Source organism: Streptomyces sp. NBC_01508 (assembly GCF_045040315.1).
Taxonomy (GTDB): Bacteria; Actinomycetota; Actinomycetes; order Streptomycetales; family Streptomycetaceae; genus Streptomyces.
Map to the genome: position 1 here is coordinate 5,726,712 of NZ_CP109419.1, position 21,678 is coordinate 5,748,389.

Sequence of the window (21,678 nt, forward strand, 5' to 3'; positions counted from 1 at the left end):
CAGCCCTCCGCCCGGCCTCATCCCCGCGGCGGCGCCGTCGAGGCCCGCGCCATCAATTCCGCGGCGATCGTCGCGATCCCGCCCGGCGGCGGAGCCTCGGTCCCCATCGCGAGCCGGCCGGCTCGCGCTCCCGCCTCGTACAGGGGCAGCCGCACCGTCGTCAGCGCCGGCACCGCGTCGACCGAGAACGGCAGGTCGTCGAAGCCCGCCACCGAGATGTCCTGCGGAATGCGCAGCCCCTGGTCACGCAGCGCCGCACACGCGCCGAGCGCCACCGTGTCGTTCGCGGCGACCACCGCGGTCAGGTCCGGCGAGCGCCGCAGCAGTTCCAGCGTCGCCTCGTAGCCCGAGCGCCTGTCGTAGGGGCCGTGCACCGTCAGCGGTCCCTGGTCCTCCGTCAGCCCCGCGGCGGCCAGCGCCGTCCGGTGGCCTTCCAGCCGGTGCCGGGTCGTGGTGCGCTCCGCAGGGCCCGCGACGTACCCGATCCTGCGGTGTCCCAGTGCCAGCAGATGCTCCGTCAGCCGCCGCCCGCCACCCCGGTTGTCGAAGGCCAGTGACGCGACGACCGCGCTGCTGCCCGGCAGCGGAGGCCGCCCGCACAGCACGACGTGTGTCCCCGCGTCGGCGAGTTTGGTCAGCTTCGCCGACATCGCCGCGATATGAGTGGGGTCTTCGAGGGCCCCGCCGGTGAGGATCACGGCGGCGGCCCGCTGGCGCTGGAGGAGGGTGAGATAGGTCAGTTCCCGCTCTGGGGAGCCGCCCGTGTTGCAGACGACGGCGAGCTTCTCGCCGCCGGCCCGGCCGGTGCCCTCCTGGCCGCCGATCTCGGTCTGCGCGGCCCCGGCCATGATCCCGAAGAAGGGGTCGGCGATGTCGTTCACCAGGATCCCGACCAGATCGGACGTGGCGGCGGCGAGCGAACTGGCCGGGCCGTTCAGCACGTAGTCCAGCTCGTCCACCGCCCGCAGTACTCGCTCCCTGGTGGACGCGGCCACCGGGTAATTGCCGTTCAGCACGCGGGAGACGGTGGCGGGCGACACCCGGGCGCGGGCCGCCACATCGGCCAGGGTGACTGTCATCGGCGGTTCCTCCGGAGGGTGGGCGATGTGGTGGATCGGCGCCGGACTCTTGTCCGGTCGCTTTCGGCAGGCTAGCTTCATACCTTATAGAAAGCGCTTGCTACGGCCGTATGGAGGGAACTTCGTGACACGCAGGACAGTGCGGATCGCCATGAACGGCGTCACGGGGCGGATGGGATACCGGCAGCACCTGGTGCGCTCCATCCTCGCGATCCGCGAACAGGGCGGACTGGACCTCGGCAACGGCGAGGTGCTCTGGCCCGAGCCCGTCCTCGTCGGCCGCCGTGAACACGCCCTCAGAGAAGTCGCGGAGCGGCACGGCCTCACAGAGTGGTCCACCGACCTGGACACCGTCCTCGCCGACGACACCGTCGACATCTACTTCGACGCGCAGGTGACTTCCGCGCGGGTCGAAGCCATCAAGAAAGCCGTTGCCGCCGGAAAGCACATCTACACGGAGAAGCCGACGGCGACCGACCTCGAAGGCGCCCTCGATCTGGCCCGCCTCGCGCAGAGCGCCGGCATCAAGCACGGTGTCGTCCAGGACAAGATCTTCCTTCCCGGCCTGCTGAAGCTGAAGCGACTCATCGACGGCGGCTTCTTCGGCGAGATCCTCTCCGTGCGAGGCGAGTTCGGCTACTGGGTCTTCGAAGGCGACTGGCAGGAATCGCAGCGCCCCTCCTGGAACTACCGGACCGAGGACGGCGGCGGCATCGCCGTCGACATGTTCCCTCACTGGGAGTACGTCCTGCACGAGCTGTTCGGCAAGGTCAACTCCGTCTCGGCACACATCACCACACACATCCCGCGCCGCTGGGACGAGCAAGGCAAACCGTACGCGGCCACCGCCGACGACTCCGCCTACGGGATCTTCGAACTGGAGGGCGGCATCGTCGCGCAGATCAACTCCTCCTGGGCGGTACGGGTCAACCGGGACGAGCTCGTCGAGTTCCAGGTCGACGGCACCCACGGCTCCGCCGTCGCCGGGCTGCGCCGCTGCCGCGTCCAGCACCGCAGCGCCACCCCCAAGCCCGTCTGGAACCCGGACCTGGCCGCCACCGAGTCCTTCCGCGACCAGTGGCAGGAGATCCCGGACAACACCGAGTTCGACAACGGCTTCAAGGCGCAGTGGGAGCTCTTCCTGCGCCACGTCACGCTCGGCGAGCCCTACCGCTGGGACCTGCTCGCCGGCGCACGTGGCGTACAGCTCGCGGAACTCGGGCTCAAGTCCTCGGCGCAGGGACGCCGCTTCGACGTACCGGAGCTCTCGCTGTGACCACGCGAACCACACCCCCCACAGCGTCCGGCGACCCCTCCGTAAGGAGGGCGGGGCCGGGCCTCCGGCTCCCGGACGCGGACGGCCGGCTGCGTACGTACCGGCCGCGCCGCGAACCGGCCGCCTTCACCACCAAGGGCGCCGACGCAGCCCCTCTCGTCTCCCGTACGGTCTTCTCCGCCGCGCACGTCGTGGCCGATCCGTACGCCGACAGCAGCCCCGGAGCGCCGGTCGCCGTCGACTGGGACACCACGCTCGCCTTCCGCCGCCATCTGTGGTCGCACGGCCTCGGGGTCGCGGAGGCCATGGACACCGCTCAGCGCGGTATGGGCCTCGACTGGGCGGGGGCGGCCGAGCTGATCCGCCGTTCGGCGGCGGAGGCACGGTCCACCGGAGGCCGGATCGCCTGCGGGGTGGGCACCGACCAACTCGCGCCGGGAGCACATTCCTTGGAGGAGGTGCGGGCGGCGTACGAGGAGCAGCTCGCGCTCGTCGAGGAGACCGGCTCCCAGGCCATCCTGATGGCCTCACGCGCGCTCGCCGCCGCGGCCGGGGGTCCCGACGACTATCTGGCCGTCTACGCCCATCTGCTGCGGCAGGCGGACGAACCCGTGGTGCTGCACTGGCTCGGCCCGATGTTCGATCCGGCGCTGGACGGCTACTGGGGCAGCACGGACCTCGACGCGGCCACCGAGACGTTCCTCCAAGTCATCTCCGAACACCCGGACAAGATCGACGGGATCAAGGTCTCGCTCCTGGACGCGCGCCGCGAGGTCGAGCTGCGCCGACGTCTCCCGCAGGGCGTGCGCTGCTACACGGGCGACGACTTCAACTACCCCGAGCTGATCGCCGGTGACGAACGCGGCTTCAGCCACGCGCTGCTGGGCATCTTCGACCCGCTCGGGCCGGTGGCCGCCGAAGCCGTACGCGTTCTGGACACGGGTGACGCGAAGGGTTTTCGGGAACTGCTCGACCCCACGGTCGAGCTGTCCCGCCATCTCTTCCAGGCCCCCACCCGCTTCTACAAGACGGGCGTCGTGTTCCTGGCCTGGCTGGCCGGGCACCAGGACCACTTCGCCATGGTTGGCGGCCTCCAGTCGGCCCGTTCGCTCCCGCATCTCGCGCGGGCGTACGAACTGGCCGACGGACTGGGCCTGTTCCCGGACCCGACGGCGGCCGAGGCCCGGATGAAGTCCCTGCTCGGCGTGTACGGAGTGGACCAGTGACGCACGTGAACGAGGCGACGGACGTGACCGAAGTGATCAACGCGAGCACGACCCGGCTGCCGGGCGACCTCAGCCGCTTCAGCATCAACCAGATGACGGTCAAGCAACTCACCCTCCCCGAACTCACCGAGGCGTGCGTGCGGCTCGGCGTGCCGGGTGTGGGGCTGTGGCGGGAGCCGGTGCAGGCGTACGGCACGGAGGGCGCCGCCAAGCTCGTACGCGACGCCGGGCTCGCCGTCACCACCCTGTGTCGCGGCGGCTTTCTCACGGCGATCGACCCCGTGGCACGGGCCGACGCCCTGGACGACAACCGCGCGGCGATCGACGAGGCCGTGACCCTGGGCACCGACACCCTGGTCCTGGTGTCGGGCGGGCTGCCGCCCGGCAGCCGTGATCTGCCCGGGGCGCGTGAACGGATCGCGGACGCGCTCGCGGTCCTGGCGCCGTACGCCGGGGAGCGCGGGGTGCGGCTGGCGATCGAGCCGCTGCACCCGATGTACGCCTCCGACCGCTGTGTCGTCTCCACGCTCGACCAGGCGCTGGATCTGGCGGAGCGCTTCCCCGCCGAGCAGGTCGGGGTCGTCGTGGACACGTACCACCTCTGGTGGGACGACCGGGCTCCGGCGGCGATCGCCAGGGCGGCGGACCGGATTCACTCCTTCCAACTGGCAGACTGGACCACCCCGTTGCCCGCCGGGGTGCTGAACGGCCGGGGCCTGATCGGCGACGGCTCCATCGACCTGCGGGCATGGCGCGAACGCGTCGACGCGGCCGGGTACGACGGGCCGATCGAGGTCGAGCTCTTCAACGACACGCTGTGGGTGCGCGACGGTGTGGAGCTGCTGGCCGACGTCGCGGAGCGGTATGTGAGACATACGCTGTAAGGGACGTCCGTCTGCCTTGACGAAGGCGCTCGCATAGTCAAATCAACGCTTCTGTCACCTTCTATCTGCATTTCTGATGGCAGAAAAAACAACTGCCCGCAATCGTGCAACCCTTTCGCGGTGACGTCGGTCGTACATGGCATCAGAGCTTCCGGGGAGGGGTCCGGGGGGATCGGGAAGCTTTGTTCGGAGGGGGGAGCGCGTGGGGCCCGGTCCGGTGGACCGGGCCCCTGAAGCTGTTCCGGAGGCTGCCTCGGAGCCCTGCCCGGCGGGGAGTTGCCCACAGGGCGGGCCGACTGTCGTAGCCGGGCGGTAGCGTCGGATCATGTCCAATCTGGCCGTGCTCGAAGGCGTTCTTGAGCGGATCACGTACAGCAACGAGGAGAACGGCTACACGGTCGCCCGCGTCGACACCGGCCGTGGCGCCGATCTGCTCACCGTGGTCGGCTCGCTCCTCGGCGCGCAGCCGGGGGAATCACTGCGGATGGAGGGCCGTTGGGCCTCGCACCCGCAGTACGGCAAGCAGTTCACGGTGGAGAACTACACAACAGTCCTGCCCGCGACGATCCAGGGCATCCGCCGCTATCTCGGCTCGGGCCTGATCAAGGGCATCGGTCCGCGCATCGCCGAGCGGATCGTCGAGCATTTCGGCGTCGACACACTGGAGATCATCGAGAAGGAGCCCAAGCGTCTCGTCGAGGTTCCCGGCCTCGGCCCCAAGCGGACGAAACTGATCGGCGCCGCGTGGGAGGAGCAGAAGGCCATCAAGGAAGTCATGATCTTCCTTCAGGGCGTCGGTGTGTCCACCTCGATCGCCGTCCGCATCTACAAGAAGTACGGCGACGCCTCGATCTCCGTCGTGAAGAATGAGCCCTACCGGCTGGCCGCCGACGTCTGGGGTATCGGCTTCCTCACCGCCGACCGCATCGCCCAGGCCGTGGGCATCCCGCACGACAGTCCGGACCGCGCCAAGGCCGGACTGCAGTACGCGCTCTCCCAGTCCACCGACCAGGGTCACTGCTTCCTGCCCGAGGAGCAGCTCATCTCGGACGCGGTGAAGCTCCTCCAGGTCGACACGGGTCTGGTCATCGACTGCCTCGCCGAGTTGGCCGCCGATGACGAGGGGGTCGTCAGGGAGAAGGTGCCGGGCCCCGACGGGGTCGAGCCGGTCACGGCCGTCTATCTGGTGCCCTTCCACCGCGCGGAGCTGTCCCTCTCAGCCCAGCTGCTGCGGCTGCTGCGCGCCGGAGAGGACCGGATGCCCGCCTTCCAGGACATCGTCTGGGAGAAAGCCCTGCCCTGGCTCGCGGGCCGCACAGGCGCCGAGCTGGCGCCCGAGCAGGAAGCCGCGGTGCGGCTCGCCCTCACCCGTAAGGTCGCCGTCCTGACCGGCGGACCGGGCTGCGGAAAGTCCTTCACGGTCCGCTCGATCGTGGAGCTGGCCAGGGCCAAGAAAGCCAAGGTGGTGCTCGCGGCGCCCACCGGCCGGGCGGCCAAGCGCCTCGCCGAGCTCACCGGCGCCGAGGCGTCCACGGTCCACCGGCTGCTGGAACTCAAACCCGGTGGGGACGCCGCGTACGACAGGGACCGGCCGCTCGACGCCGATCTGGTCGTGGTCGACGAGGCGTCCATGCTGGATCTGCTGCTCGCCAACAAGCTCGTCAAGGCGGTGGCACCCGGTGCACATCTGCTGCTCGTCGGTGATGTGGACCAGCTGCCGTCGGTCGGGGCGGGCGAGGTGCTGAGGGACCTGCTGGCCGACGGCGGGCCCGTGCCCCAGGTGCGGCTGACCCGGATCTTCCGGCAGGCCCAGCAGTCGGGGGTGGTCACCAACGCCCACCGCATCAACTCCGGTGTCCAGCCCATCACGCAGGGCCTCAGTGACTTCTTCCTGTTCGTGGAGGACGAGACGGAGGAGGCCGGGAAGCTCACGGTGGATGTCGCGGCCCGCCGGATCCCCGCCAAGTTCGGACTCGACCCGCGGCGCGACATTCAGGTACTGGCCCCGATGCACCGCGGCCCGGCCGGCGCGGGCACCCTCAACGGCCTGCTCCAGCAGGCCATCACCCCCGCCCGGCCCGAGCTTCCGGAGAAGCGGCTCGGTGGCCGTGTCTTCCGTGTCGGAGACAAGGTCACCCAGATCCGCAACAACTACGACAAGGGGCAGAACGGGGTCTTCAACGGCACGGTCGGGGTCGTGACCTCGCTGAACCTGGACGATCAGCGCCTGACGGTGCGGACCGACGAGGACGAGGAGGTGCCGTACGACTTCGACGAGCTGGACGAGCTGGCGCACGCGTACGCGGTGACGATCCACCGCTCTCAGGGCAGTGAGTACCCGGCCGTGGTCATCCCCGTCACGACCGGCGCCTGGATGATGCTCCAGCGGAATCTGCTGTACACGGCGGTCACCCGTGCCAAGAGGTTGGTCGTCCTGGTGGGCTCCAGGAAGGCGATAGGCCAGGCTGTCCGTACGGTCTCCGCGGGCCGGCGCTGCACCGCCCTCGACCACCGGCTGTCCGGCAGCCTCCAGGCCGGGAACTTCCAGCGGAGACCGGATGGATTTTGGAGACCGGATGAGCCCGGGGCCGGGACGGCGGGTCCTGTCCGGGCGTATTGACCCCTCCAGGGGAGTGTCCGGAGAGGGGAATGCCCACCCCGGACTTTCGGAACCGGGTCGAAGGGGGCAGGATGTGGAAGTTCGCGGCACTCAGTGCCGCGAATAGGCCTAATGGTCGACCCCGAGTGCACTCTCCTGAGCCAAATGGGGGATGGTAGAGACAGTCAGGGCACCTCGAAGAAGAGGCACTACGTCGGTGAGGGATGACGTGAGCGACAACTCTGTAGTACTGCGGTACGGCGATGGCGAGTACACCTACCCGGTGATCGACAGCACCGTCGGCGACAAGGGCTTCGACATCGGGAAGCTGCGGGCCCAGACCGGCCTGGTGACTCTGGACAGCGGCTACGGCAATACCGCCGCCTATAAATCCGCGGTCACCTATCTCGACGGTGAGCAGGGCATCCTCCGCTACCGCGGTTACCCCATCGAGCAGCTGGCCGAGAGCTCGACGTTCCTTGAGGTGGGCTACCTGCTCATCAACGGTGAACTTCCGAAGGTCGACGAGCTGTCGTCCTTCAAGAACGAGATCACCCAGCACACGCTGCTGCACGAGGACGTCAAGCGGTTCTTCGACGGCTTCCCGCGCGACGCGCACCCGATGGCCATGCTGTCCTCCGTGGTCAGCGCGCTGTCGACGTTCTACCAGGACAGCCACAACCCGTTCGACGAGCAGCAGCGCCATCTCTCGACGATCCGGCTGCTGGCCAAGCTGCCGACGATCGCGGCGTACGCGTACAAGAAGTCGATCGGGCACCCCTTCGTGTACCCGCGCAACGACCTGGGGTATGTGGAGAACTTCCTGCGCATGACCTTCTCGGTCCCCGCCCAGGAGTACGACCTGGACCCGGTGGTGGTCTCGGCCCTCGACAAGCTGCTGATCCTGCACGCGGACCACGAGCAGAACTGTTCGACCTCCACCGTGCGTCTGGTCGGCTCGTCGCAGGCGAACATGTTCGCCTCGATCTCCGCCGGCATCAGCGCCCTGTGGGGCCCGCTGCACGGTGGCGCCAACCAGTCGGTGCTGGAGATGCTCGAAGGCATCCAGGCCAACGGCGGCGATGTCGACTCCTTCATCCGCAAGGTGAAGAACAAGGAGGACGGCGTCCGTCTGATGGGCTTCGGCCACCGCGTCTACAAGAGCTTCGACCCCCGGGCGAAGATCATCAAGGCGGCGGCGCACGATGTCCTCTCGGCGCTCGGCAAGTCCGACGAGCTGCTCGACATCGCGCTGAAGCTGGAGGAGCACGCACTCTCCGACGACTACTTCGTCTCGCGCAACCTCTACCCGAACGTGGACTTCTACACGGGTCTGATCTACCGGGCCATGGGCTTCCCGACCGAGATGTTCACCGTGCTCTTCGCCATCGGCCGGCTCCCCGGCTGGATCGCACAGTGGCACGAGATGATCAAGGAGCCCGGTTCCCGCATCGGGCGCCCGCGCCAGATCTACACCGGCGAGGTCCTGCGCGACTTCGTCCCGGTCGAGAGCCGCTGAGCCTTCGGCCGACGGTCCTCGCGATCCGGCCGACGGTTCCGCGAACCGGCCGGTCGGCCGCGCGCAACAGAAAGCGCCCCGCTTCCCGATCCCCCCACGGGTCGGTATAGCGGGGCGCTTCCCATATCCCCGGTGCGGATTCCCCCCACGGGATCCGGGCCGGGCGTCTGCGGTTGCCGGCAGAAGCCAGTTTCACGCGGTCTGCCGGGGTACGTACGAACCAGGAGGGCCGCTCAAAGCTCCCCAATTGCACGTGCCCCGGCCAACGCTTGCCTGAGACATCCCCCAAGACATCTCATGAACGTCCCCCAAGACGTTCTCGGCATCGCCTCTTAGACTCGCGAGCTGCCCGGATGGTTACCCCCAAATCTATGTGATCTAGATCTCTTTGTGAAGGTCCTGTGCCTCATGTGAAGGAGCGGGGCCGCAAATTGTTGGTTACTACGAAAACAGACGAAAATCCCGTACCCGAGGCCCCTGGTCGTGGGGTTGGGCAGGGTTGGGTGTGACTGTCGCGGCGGGAGTGACCGAAGGGCCGCATGTGGCCGGGATGAGATCCGGTCGCGTGCGGCCCTTCGGTGCGGTCGTTCAGATCTGGCCGGTCAGCTCGTAGCCCGCCTCGTCGACCGCCGCGCGCACGGCGCTCTCGTCGAGCGGGGCCTCGGAGGTCACGGTCACCCGGCCGGTGGCGGCCTCGGCCTTCACCGACGTGACGCCCTGGAGTGCGGAGATCTCTCCGGAGATCGCGCCTTCGCAGTGGCCGCACGTCATGCCGGTGACCGCGTACACCGTGGTGACGGCGCCCGTCTTCGTCTCGTCGGCGCCGTCGTGGCAGGAGCCGGTGGGCGAGCAGCAGGAGCCGGTGGCCTGGGCGGTCTCCGTCTCGATCTTCGTCTCTGCGGTCATGGCGTTCTCCTCCGGGGCGAGCGTGCGAATCAAGGTGCGCCAGAGGGTGGCGGAAATGCCGCAACGCCCTGACGCTCACAGACTATACCCCTAGGGGGTATAAATGCGAGCCGCGGGCCGCTGTGCGTGATTCTCGTGTGGAGTCAGGAGTCCGATCTCATCGTCTCCTGTGGCGGTGAGCCGTGGGGGAGCGCGTCGCCGACGAGGGGGTGCAGGTAGCGGAACATGGCGTTCTTCAGCTCTCCGATGTAGGCCTCCCGCTCCTCGCCCTCGTGGGACAGGATCAGGTCCATGCCGCCCTTGAACAGGATGAAGACGAACTCCGCCGTCCTGGTCCGCTCCGCTCGGGAGGTGTCGGAGAGGTAGCTGCCCAGGATCTCCTCGACCCGGGTGAGCAGGGTGGAGTGCAGGACGTCGTGCTTCTCCGTCACCTGCCCCGGGATCTCCGACCCGTCCATCAGGACCGTGAACGCCGGGTTCTCGCAGTTGAACGTGATCAGCGGATCGAGTACCGCGTTCAGCAGTTCCGGGAGCGGCAGATTCATGTGGGCGGGCAGGAACGCCTGGCCGTACGTCGTGCGCCAGCGATTCAGCAGTACGTCGCCCAACTCGACGGCGATGGCTTCCTTGTTCGGGAAGAACTGGTAGAGCGTGCCGGGGGAGACGCCTGCCTCGCGGGCGATGGAGTTGGTGCTCGCCGCCGTGTAGCCGCTCTCGCAGAAGACCCGGCCCGCCGCTTCGAGGAGCTGGGCGATACGGCGCTCGCCGCGGGCCTGGCGGCGGCGCGGCTTCCCCGTGCCGCCGGCGAGGCCGTCCTGGGTCGCGCTGTCCTGGCTGTCTCGCTCCACGGCTCCGCCTCTCCTCGTTTCAGGCACGTGAATCCCCAGGATCCCTCAATCGGTTGACGACGGTTGACAAACACGAGTCCTCGCTCGCATTCTTGATTTATGCGAGCGACCACTCGTGTTTGTCATTCTATGGCAGTCGTCGACCCATGCGCTGGGTCACGGTGAAGGGGACACCGCACTATGTCCGAAGTCAACAGGGGGCCGCGAATCGGCGGCTGGACCCGGTTCGTCACGGCCCGCCCACGGCTTTCGCTCCTTGTCGCCCTGGTGATCACGGCGTTGGCGGTCGTCGCGGGGAGCGGGGTCGGCGACCGGATGGGCAGCGGTGGCTGGGAGGACCCCACCGCCTCGTCGACCTACGCCACGCAGGCGCTGGAGCGTGAGTTCCCGGCGTCCCAGCCGAATCTCCTGCTGCTCGTCGACGCGGGCGACAAGGGGGTGGACGACCCCGCCGTCGCCGCTGAGGCCAAGCGGCTCACCGAGCGGCTGGCTGCCGAGGAGGGCGTGGTGGGCGTCGGGTCGTACTGGCAGACGCGGGCGCCCGCGCTGCGCGCCGAGGACGGGGGTGAGGCGCTGATCGCGGCCAGGATCGTGGGTAAGGAGAAGGAGGCCGGCGAGACCCTGGAGCGGATAGCGCCCGAATTCCGTGGCGCACAGGGGCCGGTGGACGTCTCGGTCGGCGGGCCGGTCGCCGTGCGGCACGAGATGCAGGTCATCATCCAGGAGGATCTGCTGAGGGCCGAGCTGATCGCGCTGCCGGTCACGTTGGTCCTGCTCGTGATGGTCTTCGGCAGCGCGATCGCCGCGCTGCTGCCGTTGGGTATCGGCATCGTCGCCATCCTCGGAACCAATGCCGTGCTGCGCGGGATCACCGAGATCACGGATGTCTCGGTCTTCGCGCAGAACCTCACCACGGCACTGGGGCTCGGACTGGCCGTGGACTACGCGCTGTTCATCGTGCGCAGATTCCGGGAAGAGCTGGCCGAGGGCGCGGAAGTGCGGGACGCGGTGGGCACCACGCTGCGCACCGCCGGGCGGACGGTGCTGTTCTCCGCGCTGACCGTGGCGGTGTCGCTCGCGGCGATGATGGTCTTCCCGCAGTACTTCCTGCGCTCGTTCGCCTACGCGGGGATAGCGGTGGTGCTGCTCGCCGCCGCTGCCGCGCTGATCCTGCTGCCGGCCGCGCTGATGCTGCTCGGTCACCGTGTCAACTCCCTCGATCTGCGGCGGCTGTTCCGCAGGGGGCGGAACACGCCGGTGCCCGGCGCCGGGATCGCGGCCGCATCCCCTCCAGGAGGGCGGGCCGAGTCCGGAGGTGGCTGGGGGCGCACGGCGGCGCTGGTGATGCGCAGGGCTCCGCTCTTCGCCGTCGCGACGGCCACGGGCCTGGTGCTGCTCGGACTGCCCTTCCTGGGGGTCAAGTTCGGCACGGCGGACGACCGGCAGCTGCCATCGAGCTCGCAGGCCCGCGTGGTCCAGGAGGACATCAGGGGCGGCTTCCCCGGCAGTCCCGGCGGTGGGCTCGAAGTGCTGGGCGAGGGCGGGGCGACCGCCGCCGAGTACGCGGACTACCGCGACCGGGTGGCCGCTCTGCCGGATGTGCGGCGGATAGACGGTCCGGTCGTCTCCGGCGACCACGCGTACTTCACCGTGCTGCCGCGCGGCGAGGCGGTGGGCCAGAAGGCCCAGCAACTCGTCCGTGAACTGCGGTCCGAGCCCGCCGCTTTCGACACCTCGGTCACCGGTACGGCCGCCGTGCTGGTCGATTCGAAGGACGCCATCGCGGACCGGCTGCCCCTGGCCGCGGGCATCATCGTCGTGGTGACGCTGCTGTTGGTCTTCCTGCTCACCGGCAGCGTCCTCATACCGATCCAGGCGGTGGTGCTCAACGCGCTGAGCCTGACGGCGATGTTCGGGGCCGTCGTCTGGGTCTTCCAGGACGGCAATCTCTCCGGGCTCCTCGGTTTCACCTCAACGGGGGACATAGAGACGACCCTTCCGGTGCTGATGTTCTGCGTCGCCTTCGGACTCTCCATGGACTACGGGGTCTTCCTGATATCCCGGATCAAGGAGGAGTACGACCGCAGCGGTGACCACGAGCACTCCGTCGTCTTCGGGCTTCAGCGCACGGGCGGGCTGATCACGGCGGCAGCGGTGATCCTGGCGGTGGTGATGGTCGCCATCGGCACCTCACGGGTGACCAACACCAAGATGCTCGGTCTCGGTATCGCCCTCGCGGTGGTCATGGACGCGATGGTGGTGCGCAGTCTGCTGGTTCCGGCGGTGATGAAGCTGACGGGGAAGGCGACTTGGTGGGCGCCGGGGCCGCTGCGCCGCTTCCACGACCGGTTCGGGGTGAGCGAGGGCGAGCCACGGCCGGCGGTCGAGGCGGACGGCGCGGACAGGGCCGTGTCCGGGGCGGGTGAGCGGGACAAGGTCGGGGTCTGAGCCTGAACTGGGCCGAGGGCCCCGTACATCCACCGGCGGTGGAGTACGGAGCCCTCGGAACTCGGTCCTGTACGGACCCGGCGCGGGGTTGGATCCCGCGCCCTACTCTCTGCGGCCTCTGTTTCCCGGGCGTTTGGCCACCCAGGCGCGGACGGTGTCCGCGTACCAGTAGGGCTTGCCGTTCTCCACGTGGTCCGGCGGCGGAAGTAGACCGTGCTTGCGGTACGAACGGACGGTGTCCGGCTGTACCCGGATGTGTGCGGCGATCTCCTTGTAGGACCAGAGACTTCTGTCCGTCATGCGTGGCACCTCCCTGCGTCCGCCGCAGCGGCGGCCGGGGGGCCGTCGGGAGGGCTGCGACTGAAACGCTGGTGATCACTGAGCCTGTGCCCGTTCAACGACGCAGAGTGATGGTGAGGGAGGGTCTGTCGCGTCCCTGTGACGGAAAACCCGCGTAACGGAGACATGTGTGACGTTAAGCGGATCTCTGTGGCAGAAGCCGCGCAGGGGAGTCGCGTGTGTTGATGGCCCAACTGTTCGACAGGGGACCGGGGTTACGCGCCGCACGAGCGGAGGAACCGGCGCGTCCGTTCGGCGATCGGATAGGGCTTGTCGGGCGGGCAGGGATACATGTCCTGTTCGACGATGGCGAAGAGATCGACGTCCAGTTTCTGGGCGGCCGTCAGCACCGGCCCCAGCTCGGGTACCCCGGTCGGCGGCTCGCACATCACGCCCCGTCCGACGGCCGGCCCGAACGGTACCTCGTTGGCGACGACGTCCGCGAGGATCTCCGGATCCACCTGCTTGAGGTGCAGATAGCCGATCCGCTCGCCGTAGGTCTCGATCAGTTTGACGCTGTCGCCGCCGCAGTAGGCATAGTGCCCGGTGTCCAGACACAGTGACACCAGGGCCGGATCGGTGGCGTCGAGGAAACGGCCGACGTTCTCCTCGCTGTCGATGTGGGTGTCGGCGTGCGGGTGGACCACGATGTTCAGCCCGAAGCGGTCCAGCACCTCGCGGCCGAGCCGCTCGGTCTGAGCCGTCAGCTCGTGCCACTGCTCCGAGGTGAGGGTCCGGTCCTCCAGCACCTGCCCCGTCTTGTCGTCACGCCAGAAGGACGGGATGACGACGAGATGGTCCGCGCCCATCTCCCTGGTGAGCGCGGCGATGTCGGCGACATGCGCCCAGGTCCTGTCCCAGACGGCGGGCCCGTGGTGAAGTCCGGTGAACACGGTGCCGGCGGAGACCTTCAGACCGCGTGCGGCCGTCTCCTCGGCGAGGCGCGCCGGATCGGTCGGGAGGTAGCCGTACGGACCGAGTTCGATCCACTCGTATCCGGCGTCGGCCACTTCGTCCAGGAAACGCTGCCAGGGAACCTGCTGGGGATCGTCGGGAAACCACACGCCCCAGGAGTCGGGCGCCGACCCGACCCTGATGCGGTTCAGCGGGGGTACGGAGGAGGTCATACCGGTCAGCCTCCCGGCCGTCCGAGAAGAGTGTCAAGCCTTCGTCCGAATGTAAGGACAAAACGTTGACAGAGGTCGGGAGAGAGCACTAGACCTGGGAACAGCCGTCGAAACGAGGGGACGCGCATGCCTGAGCCGTACGACGTGATCACCATGGGGCGGATCGGCGTGGACCTCTATCCGCTGCGTACCGGAGTCCCGTTGGCGCAGGTCGACACCTTCGGCAAGTTCCTCGGCGGATCGGCGACGAACGTGGCGGTGGCCGCCGCCCGGCTCGGCCACCGTACGGCGGTGATCACCCGCACCGGACGGGACGCGTTCGGGGACTATCTCCACCACGCGCTGCGGGAGTTCGAGGTCGACGACCGGTGGGTGACACCGGTCGACCGGTGGCCCACTCCGGTGACGTTCTGCGAGATCTTCCCCCCGGACGACTTCCCGCTGTACTTCTACCGGCAGCCCAAGGCGCCCGATCTGGAGATCCATCCCCATGAGCTGGACCTGGACGCCATCAGGTCCGCACGGATCTTCTGGATGACGGGTACCGGGCTGTGCGAGGAGCCCAGCCGGGCCTCCACACTGACGGCCCTGCGTACGCGCGGTGAGGCGCGGTCGCACGGCACGGAGGGGCGGCAGTCCGGGCGACGGCCCGGCACCGGAATCACGGTCTTCGACCTCGACTGGCGCCCGATGTTCTGGAAGGCACCGGAGCCGGCCACGACCGACGGCTCCGCGGCGGCCGGATCCGGATCCGACGATCCGCGAGCGCTCATGGCGGCGGCCCGGCCCCTGTACGCGCAAGCCCTGCGCCACGCCACGGTCGCCGTGGGAAACCTGGACGAGTGCGAAGTCGCCGTTGGAGAGCGCGAACCGTACGCCGCCGCCCGGGCGCTCCTCGCCGCGGGCCCCGAACTGGCCGTCGTCAAACAGGGACCCAAGGGCGTCCTCGCCGTCCACCGCGACGGCACCACCGCCGAGGTGCCGCCCGTCCCCGTAGAGGTCGTCAATGGCCTCGGCGCCGGGGACGCCTTCGGCGGCGCGCTCTGCCACGGACTGCTGGCCGGCTGGGACCTGGAGCGCGCCATGCGGTACGCCAACGCCGCGGGCGCCATCGTCGCCGCCCGGCTCGCCTGCTCCTCCGCCATGCCGTACGCCCGGGAAGTCGTCCAGGTCCTCGGCGGGGGCCCCGTCCCGACACTGGGAACGCTGCCGCCGGAGGCCGCCCTGTGACCCGAGTCGACGCGACGGAACTCGCGCGGATCCGTACGCACCACCCCGAGGCGGTCGCCGAGGCCGCCGGCCGCCGCCATCGCCGCCCCCTGCTGCGCCCCGGCGGACGGCTGATGATTGTCGCGGCCGACCATCCGGCCCGTGGCGCCCTGGCCGTCGGGAACCGCCGGTTGGCCATGGCCAACCGCGTCGATCTGCTGGAGCGGCTGTGTCTCGCGCTGTCGCGGCCGGGCGTGGACGGCGTCCTCGCCACCGCCGACATACTCGACGACCTGCTGCTCCTCGGCGCTCTGGAGGACCGTGTCGTCATCGGCTCCATGAACCGCGGCGGACTGGCGGGTGCCGACTTCGAACTGGACGACCGTTTCACCGGCCACCGTGCCGAGGACATCGCCCGCCTCCGCTTCGACGCGGGCAAGTTGCTCCTTCGTGTCGACTACGAAGACGCGCGCTCGGCCGACACCCTCCTGTCGGCCGCCCGCGCCGTGGACGCCATGGCGGAGCGGCGGCTGCCCGTCTTCGTCGAGCCGTTCATCTGCCACCGCAGGGAGGGACGGCTCTCCAACGACCTGTCGGCCGAGGCGGTGACCCGCTCCATCGCCATCGCCTCCGGGCTCGCCGGCACCTCGGCGTACACCTGGCTGAAAGTGCCGGTCACCGAGAATCCGGACGACATGGCCCGGGTGATGCAGACATCCACCCTGCCCGCCGTCCTGCTCGGCGGCGAGATCGGTGACGACCAGGAGGGCGTGTACGAGAAGTGGCGCAAGGCGCTGCGGCTGCCCACGGTGCAGGGCCTGGTCGTGGGGCGTTCGCTGCTCTATCCGGTGGACGGCGATGTCGCGGCGGCCGTCGACACCGCCGTGGGCCTGTTGTAGGGCCGGAGCCGCCGGACCGCGCCAGCTGTAAGGGACACGGGGAGAGTAGGCAGACGTGCGGAGGGATACGGAACGACCATGACGACGGACACCGACACCGACACCGACACGGGCTCCGACGGTGAATTCCTGGAACGGCACGTGCGCGCGGGCAGCGCGGCGAGCGGACCGTACGCCCTCGACATCGAACCGCGGCGGGCGGGCTGGCTGCACAGCGCCCTGCGCGTCCTCGACCTGCCGCCCGGCGGCACACACACGCTGGACAGCGGGGACAGCGAATGGATCGTGCTTCCCCTCAGCGGCGGTTGTACGGTGCACACGCAAGGCGAGATCTTTGAACTGCTGGGCAGAGAAAGCGTGTTCAGCTCCGTCACGGACTTCGCGTACGTTCCGCGCGACGCCCACGCCCAGATCGCCTCCGGTGCGGGAGGCCGCTTCGCCCTGGCAGGAGCGAAGTGCGAGCGACGACTCCCCGCTCGCTACGGCTCCGCACCGGAGGTTCCGGTCGAACTGCGGGGCAGTGGCAACTGCTCCCGCCAGGTCAACAACTTCGCCGCCGCCGACACCTTCGACTGCGACCGGCTGATCGCCGTCGAAGTCCTCACGCCCGGCGGCAACTGGTCGTCGTACCCGCCGCACAAGCACGACGAGGACCACCCCGGCGTCGAGTCCGAGCTGGAGGAGATCTACTACTTCGAGATCGAGGACGGCGGCCTCGGCTACCACCGCGTCTCGCCCTCCAGGCCCGGCGGTACCGACATCCTCGCCGAGGTCCGCACCGGCGACACCGTCCTCATCCCCGACGGCTGGCACGGCCCCTCCATCGCCGCACCGGGCCGCGCCATGTACTACCTCAACGTGATGGCCGGACCGGGCGCGACCAGACAGTGGCTGATCCGCGACCACCCCGACCACGGCTGGATCCGCGACACCTGGCCCGGCCGGCCGGTCGATCCCCGACTGCCGATGTACGAAGCGCCCGGGCCGCGGCCGTCACAGGGGCCGCCGAGCCAGCCTCCTTATGAGGACGAGGACAAGGAGACCCACCGATGAGTACGCGCCGCCTCACCGTGGCCCAGGCACTGATCGCCTTCCTGTCCCGCCAGTACACCGAACGCGACGGCAACCGCCGTCGGCTGATCGACGCCACCTGGGGCATCTTCGGCCACGGGAACGTGGCGGGCATCGGCCAGGCGCTCGTCCAGGCCGGCCCGGAGATGCCGTACTTCCAAGGACGCAGCGAACAGGCCATGGTGCACGCCGCCGTCGGCTACGCCCGCCAGAGCAACCGCCTGTCCACACACGCCGTGACCACCTCCATCGGCCCCGGCGCCACCAACCTCGTCACGGGCGCCGCCCTCGCCACCGTCAACCGGCTGCCCGTCCTGCTGCTCCCCGGCGACATCTTCGCGACGCACCCGGCCGACCCCGTCCTCCAGCAGCTCGAAGTGCCCCACGCGGGCGACATCTCCGTCAACGACGCGCTGCGGCCCGTGTCGAAGTACTTCGACCGCGTCTCGCGGCCCGAGGCGCTCGTCCCGGCCGCGCTCGCCGCCATGCGGGTGCTCACCGATCCCGCCGAGACGGGCGCGGTGACCCTCGCCCTGCCGCAGGACGTCCAGGCGGAGGCGTACGACTGGCCGCAGGAGTTCTTCGCCGAGCGCGTCTGGCGGGTCCGCAGGCAGGGTCCCGATCCGTACGAACTCTCCGACGCCGCCCAGGCCGTCCGGGCGGCCCGCCGTCCGCTCCTCGTCGCGGGCGGCGGTGTCCACCACAGCGCCGCCGAGGACGCGCTGGCCGCCCTGGCGACGGCGACCGGCATCCCCGTCGCCTCCACCCAGGCAGGCAAGGGCTCCCTGCGCCACGACCACCCGGCGGACGTCGGCGGCATCGGCCACACCGGCACCGCCACCGCCGACGAACTGGCCCGCACCGCCGACCTGGTGATCGGCGTCGGCACCCGCTGGTCCGACTTCTCCACGGCGTCGGCGACGCTCTTCGCGAACCCGTCCGTCCGCTTCCTCAACATCAACGTCACCGGCTTCGACGCCCACAAGCTCGCCGCCTCCCCGCTCGTCGCCGACGCCCGCACCGCCCTGGAAGAACTCACCGCCGCCCTCACCGGCCACCGCGTCGACGCCGCCTACGCCACCGAGTACGCCGACGACAAGGAGCGCTGGGAGCACCGCGTCGACGCCGCTTTCGACACCTCGGAAGACCTCCTGCGGCCCACCCAGCCGCAGGTTCTCGGCCTGCTCGACGCACTCGTGACCGAAGACGACATCGTCATCAACGCGGCCGGATCGCTCCCCGGCGACCTGCACAAACTGTGGCGGTCCCGCTCCCGCGACCAGTACCACGTCGAGTACGGCTACTCGTGCATGGGTTACGAGATCCCGGCCGCCATCGGCGTGATGCTGGCCGACCCGGGCCGCCCCGTCTGGGCGCTCGTCGGTGACGGCACGTATCTGATGAATCCCACCGAGATCGTCACCGCCGTCCAGGAACGCCTCCCACTGAAGCTGGTGATCCTCCAGAACCACGGCTACGCGTCGATCGGCGGTCTCTCCGAGTCCGTCGGCGCGGAACGGTTCGGCACGGCGTACCGCTACCGCGAGGCCGACACGATCGGCTCGCCGACGTACACGGGGGACCCGCTGCCCGTCGACCTCGCCGCCAACGCGGCCTCGCTCGGGATGCGCGTCATCCGCGCCAAAACCATCCGTGACCTGCGCGAAGCCCTCGCCGCCGCGCGTGAGTCCGACGTCCCCACATGTGTCTACGCGGAGACCGAAACGGCAGACACTGTGTCGGGCGCGCCTCCCGCCCAGGCGTGGTGGGATGTTCCTGTGGCCGAGACGGCGACCCGCGCGTCCGCGGTCACGGCACGTGAGGAGTACGACCGGAGAGCAGCGGCCCGCCGCCGCCACCTCTGACGCACCGCACCGCCTTTCCGGCACCGCCACCCCGGGGCGCGCCGCCCGCGCCGATGGACTCGAAGGAGACGTAATGAAGACCGTCAACCACTGGATCGGTGGCAAGACCGTCGAGGGCGCGTCGGGCAACTGGGGCCCGGTCACCGACCCGGCGACCGGTGCGGTCACCACGCAGGTCGCGCTGGCCTCCGCGGAGGAGGTGGACGCGGCCGTCACGGCGGCGAAGGCCGCGTACGGCACCTGGGGCACGTCCTCCCTGGCCAAGCGCACCGGCATCCTGTTCAGCTACCGCGCACTGCTCGACGCGCACCGTGACGAGATCGCCGCGCTGATCACCGCCGAGCACGGCAAGGTCCACTCCGACGCCCTCGGCGAGGTCGCACGCGGGCTGGAGATCGTCGAGCTGGCCTGCGGGATCACCACTCAGCTCAAGGGCGAACTGTCGACACAGGTCTCCAACCGGGTCGACGTCTCCTCGATCAGGCAGCCGCTGGGCGTCGTCGCAGGCATCACCCCGTTCAACTTCCCGGCGATGGTCCCGATGTGGATGTTCCCGCTGGCCATCGCCTGCGGCAACACCTTCGTACTGAAGCCGAGCGAGAAGGACCCCTCGGCGGCGAATCTGCTCGCCGAGCTGGCGACCGAGGCGGGGCTCCCGGACGGCGTGCTCAACGTCGTCCACGGCGACAAGGTGGCCGTCGACTCGCTCCTCGCCCACCCGGACGTCGCGGCGGTCTCCTTCGTCGGCTCCACGCCGATCGCCCGATACATCCACGCGACGGCGTCAGCCAACGGCAAGCGCGTCCAGGCCCTCGGCGGCGCCAAGAACCACATGCTGGTCCTTCCGGACGCCGACCTGGACGCTGCGGCGGACGCGGCCGTCTCGGCGGCGTACGGCTCCGCGGGCGAGCGCTGCATGGCGATCTCGGCGGTCGTCGCGGTGGGCGCCATCGGTGACGAACTCGTACAGAAGATCCGCGAACGCGCCGAGAAGATCAAGATCGGCCCCGGCGCCGACCCGGCCTCCGAGATGGGCCCGCTCATCACGGCGGCCCACCGCGACAAGGTCGCCACGTACGTGACGGGCGCCGCCGCGCAGGGCGCCGAAGTCGTCCTCGACGGCACCGGCCTGCGCGTCGACGGCTACGAGGACGGCCACTGGATCGGCCTGTCACTCCTCGACCACGTCTCGACCGACTCCGACGCCTACCGCGACGAGATCTTCGGACCGGTGCTGTGCGTGCTGCGCGTGGAGACGTACGACGACGGCGTCGCCCTCATGAACGCCTCGCCCTACGGCAACGGCACGGCGATCTTCACCCGCGACGGCGGCGCGGCCCGCCGCTTCCAACTGGAGATCGAGGCGGGCATGGTCGGCGTGAACGTGCCGGTGCCGGTGCCGGTGGGCTACCACTCCTTCGGAGGGTGGAAGGACTCGCTCTTCGGCGACCACCACATCTACGGCAACGACGGCGTGCACTTCTACACGCGCGGCAAGGTCACCACGACCCGCTGGCCGGACCCGGCGGACGCCCCGTCGGGCGTGGACCTGGGCTTCCCTCGCAACGACTGAGCGCGAACGGCGGCGCCTGGCACGCAGACCTCGGGCGCCTCACTAAATAGGTGGCCGCCCGGGCGTCGCCGCAGCACGCTGTTCCCATGCCGGAAGCGACAACTCCCCAGACACCCCAGATACATCAGACACCCGAGATACACCAGACACCCCGGACTCCGCCTACGGCAGAGCCGCCGGAACCCAAGTACCGCGTCCGCGCGCTCCACACCGCCTCGACGATCACCGTCTACCAGGCGTACCCGCCGTCGATCGGTCTTCCCGCCGCCCGCGACGGACGCTTTCCGAGCACCTGGAAGCGCGGCAGGATGACATGGATCAAGCCCTCCTTTCTCTGGATGATGTATCGCTGCGGCTGGGGCACGAAGGAGGGGCAGGAGACCGTCCTGGCGGTCGAGATCACCCGAGAGGGTTTCGAGTGGGCGCTGCGGCACGCCTGTCTGTCGCACTACGACCCGGACGTGCACCCCGATCGGGCCACGTGGCAGCGGGAGCTGAAGCGGAGTCCGGCCCGCGTCCAGTGGGATCCGGAACGTGATCTGCGGCTGGGGGCGTTGCCGTACCGGTCGCTTCAGCTCGGGCTCTCCGGGGAGGCCGCGCGGCGGTACGCCGACGAGTGGATCGTTTCCGTTCGGGATGTGACGCCGTTGGCGCGTCGGGTGCACGGGCTCGTACGGGACCGTGAACTGGCAGCCGCGGAAGGGCTGCTGCCCGTGGAGACGCCCTATCCGGCCGAGGCCGACGGAGAGTTGCTGGGGCACCTGTGCCCGTGAGCCCCGTCCGCCCCGAAGGGGCTGGGGTGCCCGGCCG

The 21,678-nt window shown here is 69.6% G+C and carries 17 protein-coding genes; 12 read left to right on the forward strand and 5 right to left on the reverse strand.

All coding sequences use genetic code 11. The features are described from left to right. Window positions 1–17: 17 nt before the first annotated feature. Window positions 18–1,079, reverse strand: a complete 1,062-nt coding sequence (locus OG700_RS26685; RefSeq protein ID WP_405617774.1) for a LacI family DNA-binding transcriptional regulator — start codon at window positions 1,077–1,079, stop codon at window positions 18–20. 124 nt (window positions 1,080–1,203) lie between these two features. On the opposite strand from OG700_RS26685, the gene OG700_RS26690 reads away from it, so the two are divergent. From OG700_RS26690 to OG700_RS26710, 5 genes are all read left to right on the forward strand, one after another. After that, entirely contained in the window at window positions 1,204–2,355 is a 1,152-nt protein-coding gene (locus tag OG700_RS26690; protein ID WP_405617776.1) for a Gfo/Idh/MocA family protein, read from the forward strand. After that, window positions 2,352–3,581, forward strand: coding sequence for a dihydrodipicolinate synthase family protein (locus OG700_RS26695; RefSeq protein ID WP_405617778.1), 1,230 nt, complete (start codon window positions 2,352–2,354; stop codon window positions 3,579–3,581). Before OG700_RS26690 ends, OG700_RS26695 begins: the two co-directional genes overlap by 4 nt. A 92-nt stretch (window positions 3,582–3,673) precedes the next feature. After that, window positions 3,674–4,465 (forward strand): sugar phosphate isomerase/epimerase family protein, encoded by a 792-nt coding sequence (locus OG700_RS26700; protein ID WP_405621993.1) that lies wholly within the window; start codon window positions 3,674–3,676, stop codon window positions 4,463–4,465. Window positions 4,466–4,790: 325 nt separating this feature from the next. Then, window positions 4,791–7,085 carry an ATP-dependent RecD-like DNA helicase gene (locus OG700_RS26705; protein WP_405617780.1) on the forward strand — a complete coding sequence of 765 codons (2,295 nt, stop codon included), beginning with the start codon at window positions 4,791–4,793 and terminating at the stop codon, window positions 7,083–7,085. A gap of 208 nt (window positions 7,086–7,293) precedes the next feature. After that, window positions 7,294–8,583, forward strand: a complete 1,290-nt coding sequence (locus OG700_RS26710; protein ID WP_382564490.1) for a citrate synthase — start codon at window positions 7,294–7,296, stop codon at window positions 8,581–8,583. A gap of 588 nt (window positions 8,584–9,171) precedes the next feature. Here OG700_RS26710 and OG700_RS26715 read toward each other — a convergent pair. Next, window positions 9,172–9,489 carry a heavy-metal-associated domain-containing protein gene (locus OG700_RS26715; protein WP_405617783.1) on the reverse strand — a complete coding sequence of 106 codons (318 nt, stop codon included), beginning with the start codon at window positions 9,487–9,489 and terminating at the stop codon, window positions 9,172–9,174. Between the two features lie 143 nt (window positions 9,490–9,632). Beyond that, on the reverse strand, window positions 9,633–10,364 hold the full coding sequence (locus tag OG700_RS26720; RefSeq protein WP_405617785.1) for a TetR/AcrR family transcriptional regulator: 732 nt from the start codon (window positions 10,362–10,364) through the stop codon (window positions 9,633–9,635). 153 nt (window positions 10,365–10,517) lie between these two features. On the opposite strand from OG700_RS26720, the gene OG700_RS26725 reads away from it, so the two are divergent. Next, complete coding sequence (locus OG700_RS26725; RefSeq protein WP_405617787.1) at window positions 10,518–12,785, forward strand: MMPL family transporter; 2,268 nt, start codon at window positions 10,518–10,520, stop codon at window positions 12,783–12,785. A gap of 102 nt (window positions 12,786–12,887) precedes the next feature. Here OG700_RS26725 and OG700_RS26730 read toward each other — a convergent pair whose 3' ends face one another. Together OG700_RS26730 and OG700_RS26735 are read right to left on the reverse strand one after the other, a co-directional pair. Further along, on the reverse strand, window positions 12,888–13,085 hold the full coding sequence (locus OG700_RS26730; RefSeq protein ID WP_023541603.1) for an AlpA family transcriptional regulator: 198 nt from the start codon (window positions 13,083–13,085) through the stop codon (window positions 12,888–12,890). A 254-nt stretch (window positions 13,086–13,339) separates the two neighbouring features. Continuing rightward, the gene (locus OG700_RS26735; RefSeq protein WP_405617790.1) at window positions 13,340–14,251 is read right to left on the reverse strand and encodes a sugar phosphate isomerase/epimerase family protein; all 912 of its coding nucleotides are present in this window, start codon (window positions 14,249–14,251) and stop codon (window positions 13,340–13,342) included. Between the two features lie 126 nt (window positions 14,252–14,377). Here OG700_RS26735 and iolC point away from each other — a divergent pair, with 126 nt between their 5' ends. From iolC to OG700_RS26765, 6 genes are all read left to right on the forward strand, one after another. Next, window positions 14,378–15,481 carry a 5-dehydro-2-deoxygluconokinase gene (gene iolC, locus OG700_RS26740; protein WP_405617792.1) on the forward strand — a complete coding sequence of 368 codons (1,104 nt, stop codon included), beginning with the start codon at window positions 14,378–14,380 and terminating at the stop codon, window positions 15,479–15,481. Beyond that, window positions 15,478–16,359: a deoxyribose-phosphate aldolase gene (locus OG700_RS26745; RefSeq protein WP_405617794.1), complete on the forward strand. Its 882-nt coding sequence runs from the start codon at window positions 15,478–15,480 to the stop codon at window positions 16,357–16,359. Before iolC ends, OG700_RS26745 begins: the two co-directional genes overlap by 4 nt. 78 nt (window positions 16,360–16,437) lie before the next feature. Continuing rightward, window positions 16,438–17,412 carry a 5-deoxy-glucuronate isomerase gene (gene iolB / locus OG700_RS26750; RefSeq protein ID WP_405617796.1) on the forward strand — a complete coding sequence of 325 codons (975 nt, stop codon included), beginning with the start codon at window positions 16,438–16,440 and terminating at the stop codon, window positions 17,410–17,412. After that, window positions 17,409–19,295 (forward strand): 3D-(3,5/4)-trihydroxycyclohexane-1,2-dione acylhydrolase (decyclizing), encoded by a 1,887-nt coding sequence (gene iolD / locus OG700_RS26755; RefSeq protein WP_405617798.1) that lies wholly within the window; start codon window positions 17,409–17,411, stop codon window positions 19,293–19,295. Before iolB ends, iolD begins: the two co-directional genes overlap by 4 nt. Window positions 19,296–19,368: 73 nt before the next feature. Then, a complete protein-coding gene (locus OG700_RS26760) occupies window positions 19,369–20,868 on the forward strand; it encodes a CoA-acylating methylmalonate-semialdehyde dehydrogenase (RefSeq protein ID WP_405617800.1) in 1,500 nt (499 codons plus the stop codon). 86 nt (window positions 20,869–20,954) lie between these two features. Next, window positions 20,955–21,641 carry a DUF4291 domain-containing protein gene (locus OG700_RS26765; protein WP_405617802.1) on the forward strand — a complete coding sequence of 229 codons (687 nt, stop codon included), beginning with the start codon at window positions 20,955–20,957 and terminating at the stop codon, window positions 21,639–21,641. Window positions 21,642–21,678: the final 37 nt, after the last annotated feature.

Bases quoted from the DNA above. Each gene is read 5' to 3' on its own strand.
- OG700_RS26685 (WP_405617774.1), bottom strand. From the start codon at position 1,079: ATGACAGTCACCCTGGCCGATGTGGCGGCCCGCGCCCGGGTGTCGCCC.
- OG700_RS26700 (WP_405621993.1), top strand. From the start codon at position 3,674: ATGACGGTCAAGCAACTCACCCTCCCCGAACTCACCGAGGCGTGCGTG.
- OG700_RS26705 (WP_405617780.1), top strand. From the start codon at position 4,791: ATGTCCAATCTGGCCGTGCTCGAAGGCGTTCTTGAGCGGATCACGTAC.
- OG700_RS26715 (WP_405617783.1), bottom strand. From the start codon at position 9,489: ATGACCGCAGAGACGAAGATCGAGACGGAGACCGCCCAGGCCACCGGC.
- OG700_RS26725 (WP_405617787.1), top strand. From the start codon at position 10,518: ATGTCCGAAGTCAACAGGGGGCCGCGAATCGGCGGCTGGACCCGGTTC.
- OG700_RS26730 (WP_023541603.1), bottom strand. From the start codon at position 13,085: ATGACGGACAGAAGTCTCTGGTCCTACAAGGAGATCGCCGCACACATC.
- OG700_RS26735 (WP_405617790.1), bottom strand. From the start codon at position 14,251: ATGACCTCCTCCGTACCCCCGCTGAACCGCATCAGGGTCGGGTCGGCG.
- iolC (WP_405617792.1), top strand. From the start codon at position 14,378: ATGCCTGAGCCGTACGACGTGATCACCATGGGGCGGATCGGCGTGGAC.
- iolB (WP_405617796.1), top strand. From the start codon at position 16,438: ATGACGACGGACACCGACACCGACACCGACACGGGCTCCGACGGTGAA.
- iolD (WP_405617798.1), top strand. From the start codon at position 17,409: ATGAGTACGCGCCGCCTCACCGTGGCCCAGGCACTGATCGCCTTCCTG.
- OG700_RS26760 (WP_405617800.1), top strand. From the start codon at position 19,369: ATGAAGACCGTCAACCACTGGATCGGTGGCAAGACCGTCGAGGGCGCG.
- OG700_RS26765 (WP_405617802.1), top strand. From the start codon at position 20,955: ATGCCGGAAGCGACAACTCCCCAGACACCCCAGATACATCAGACACCC.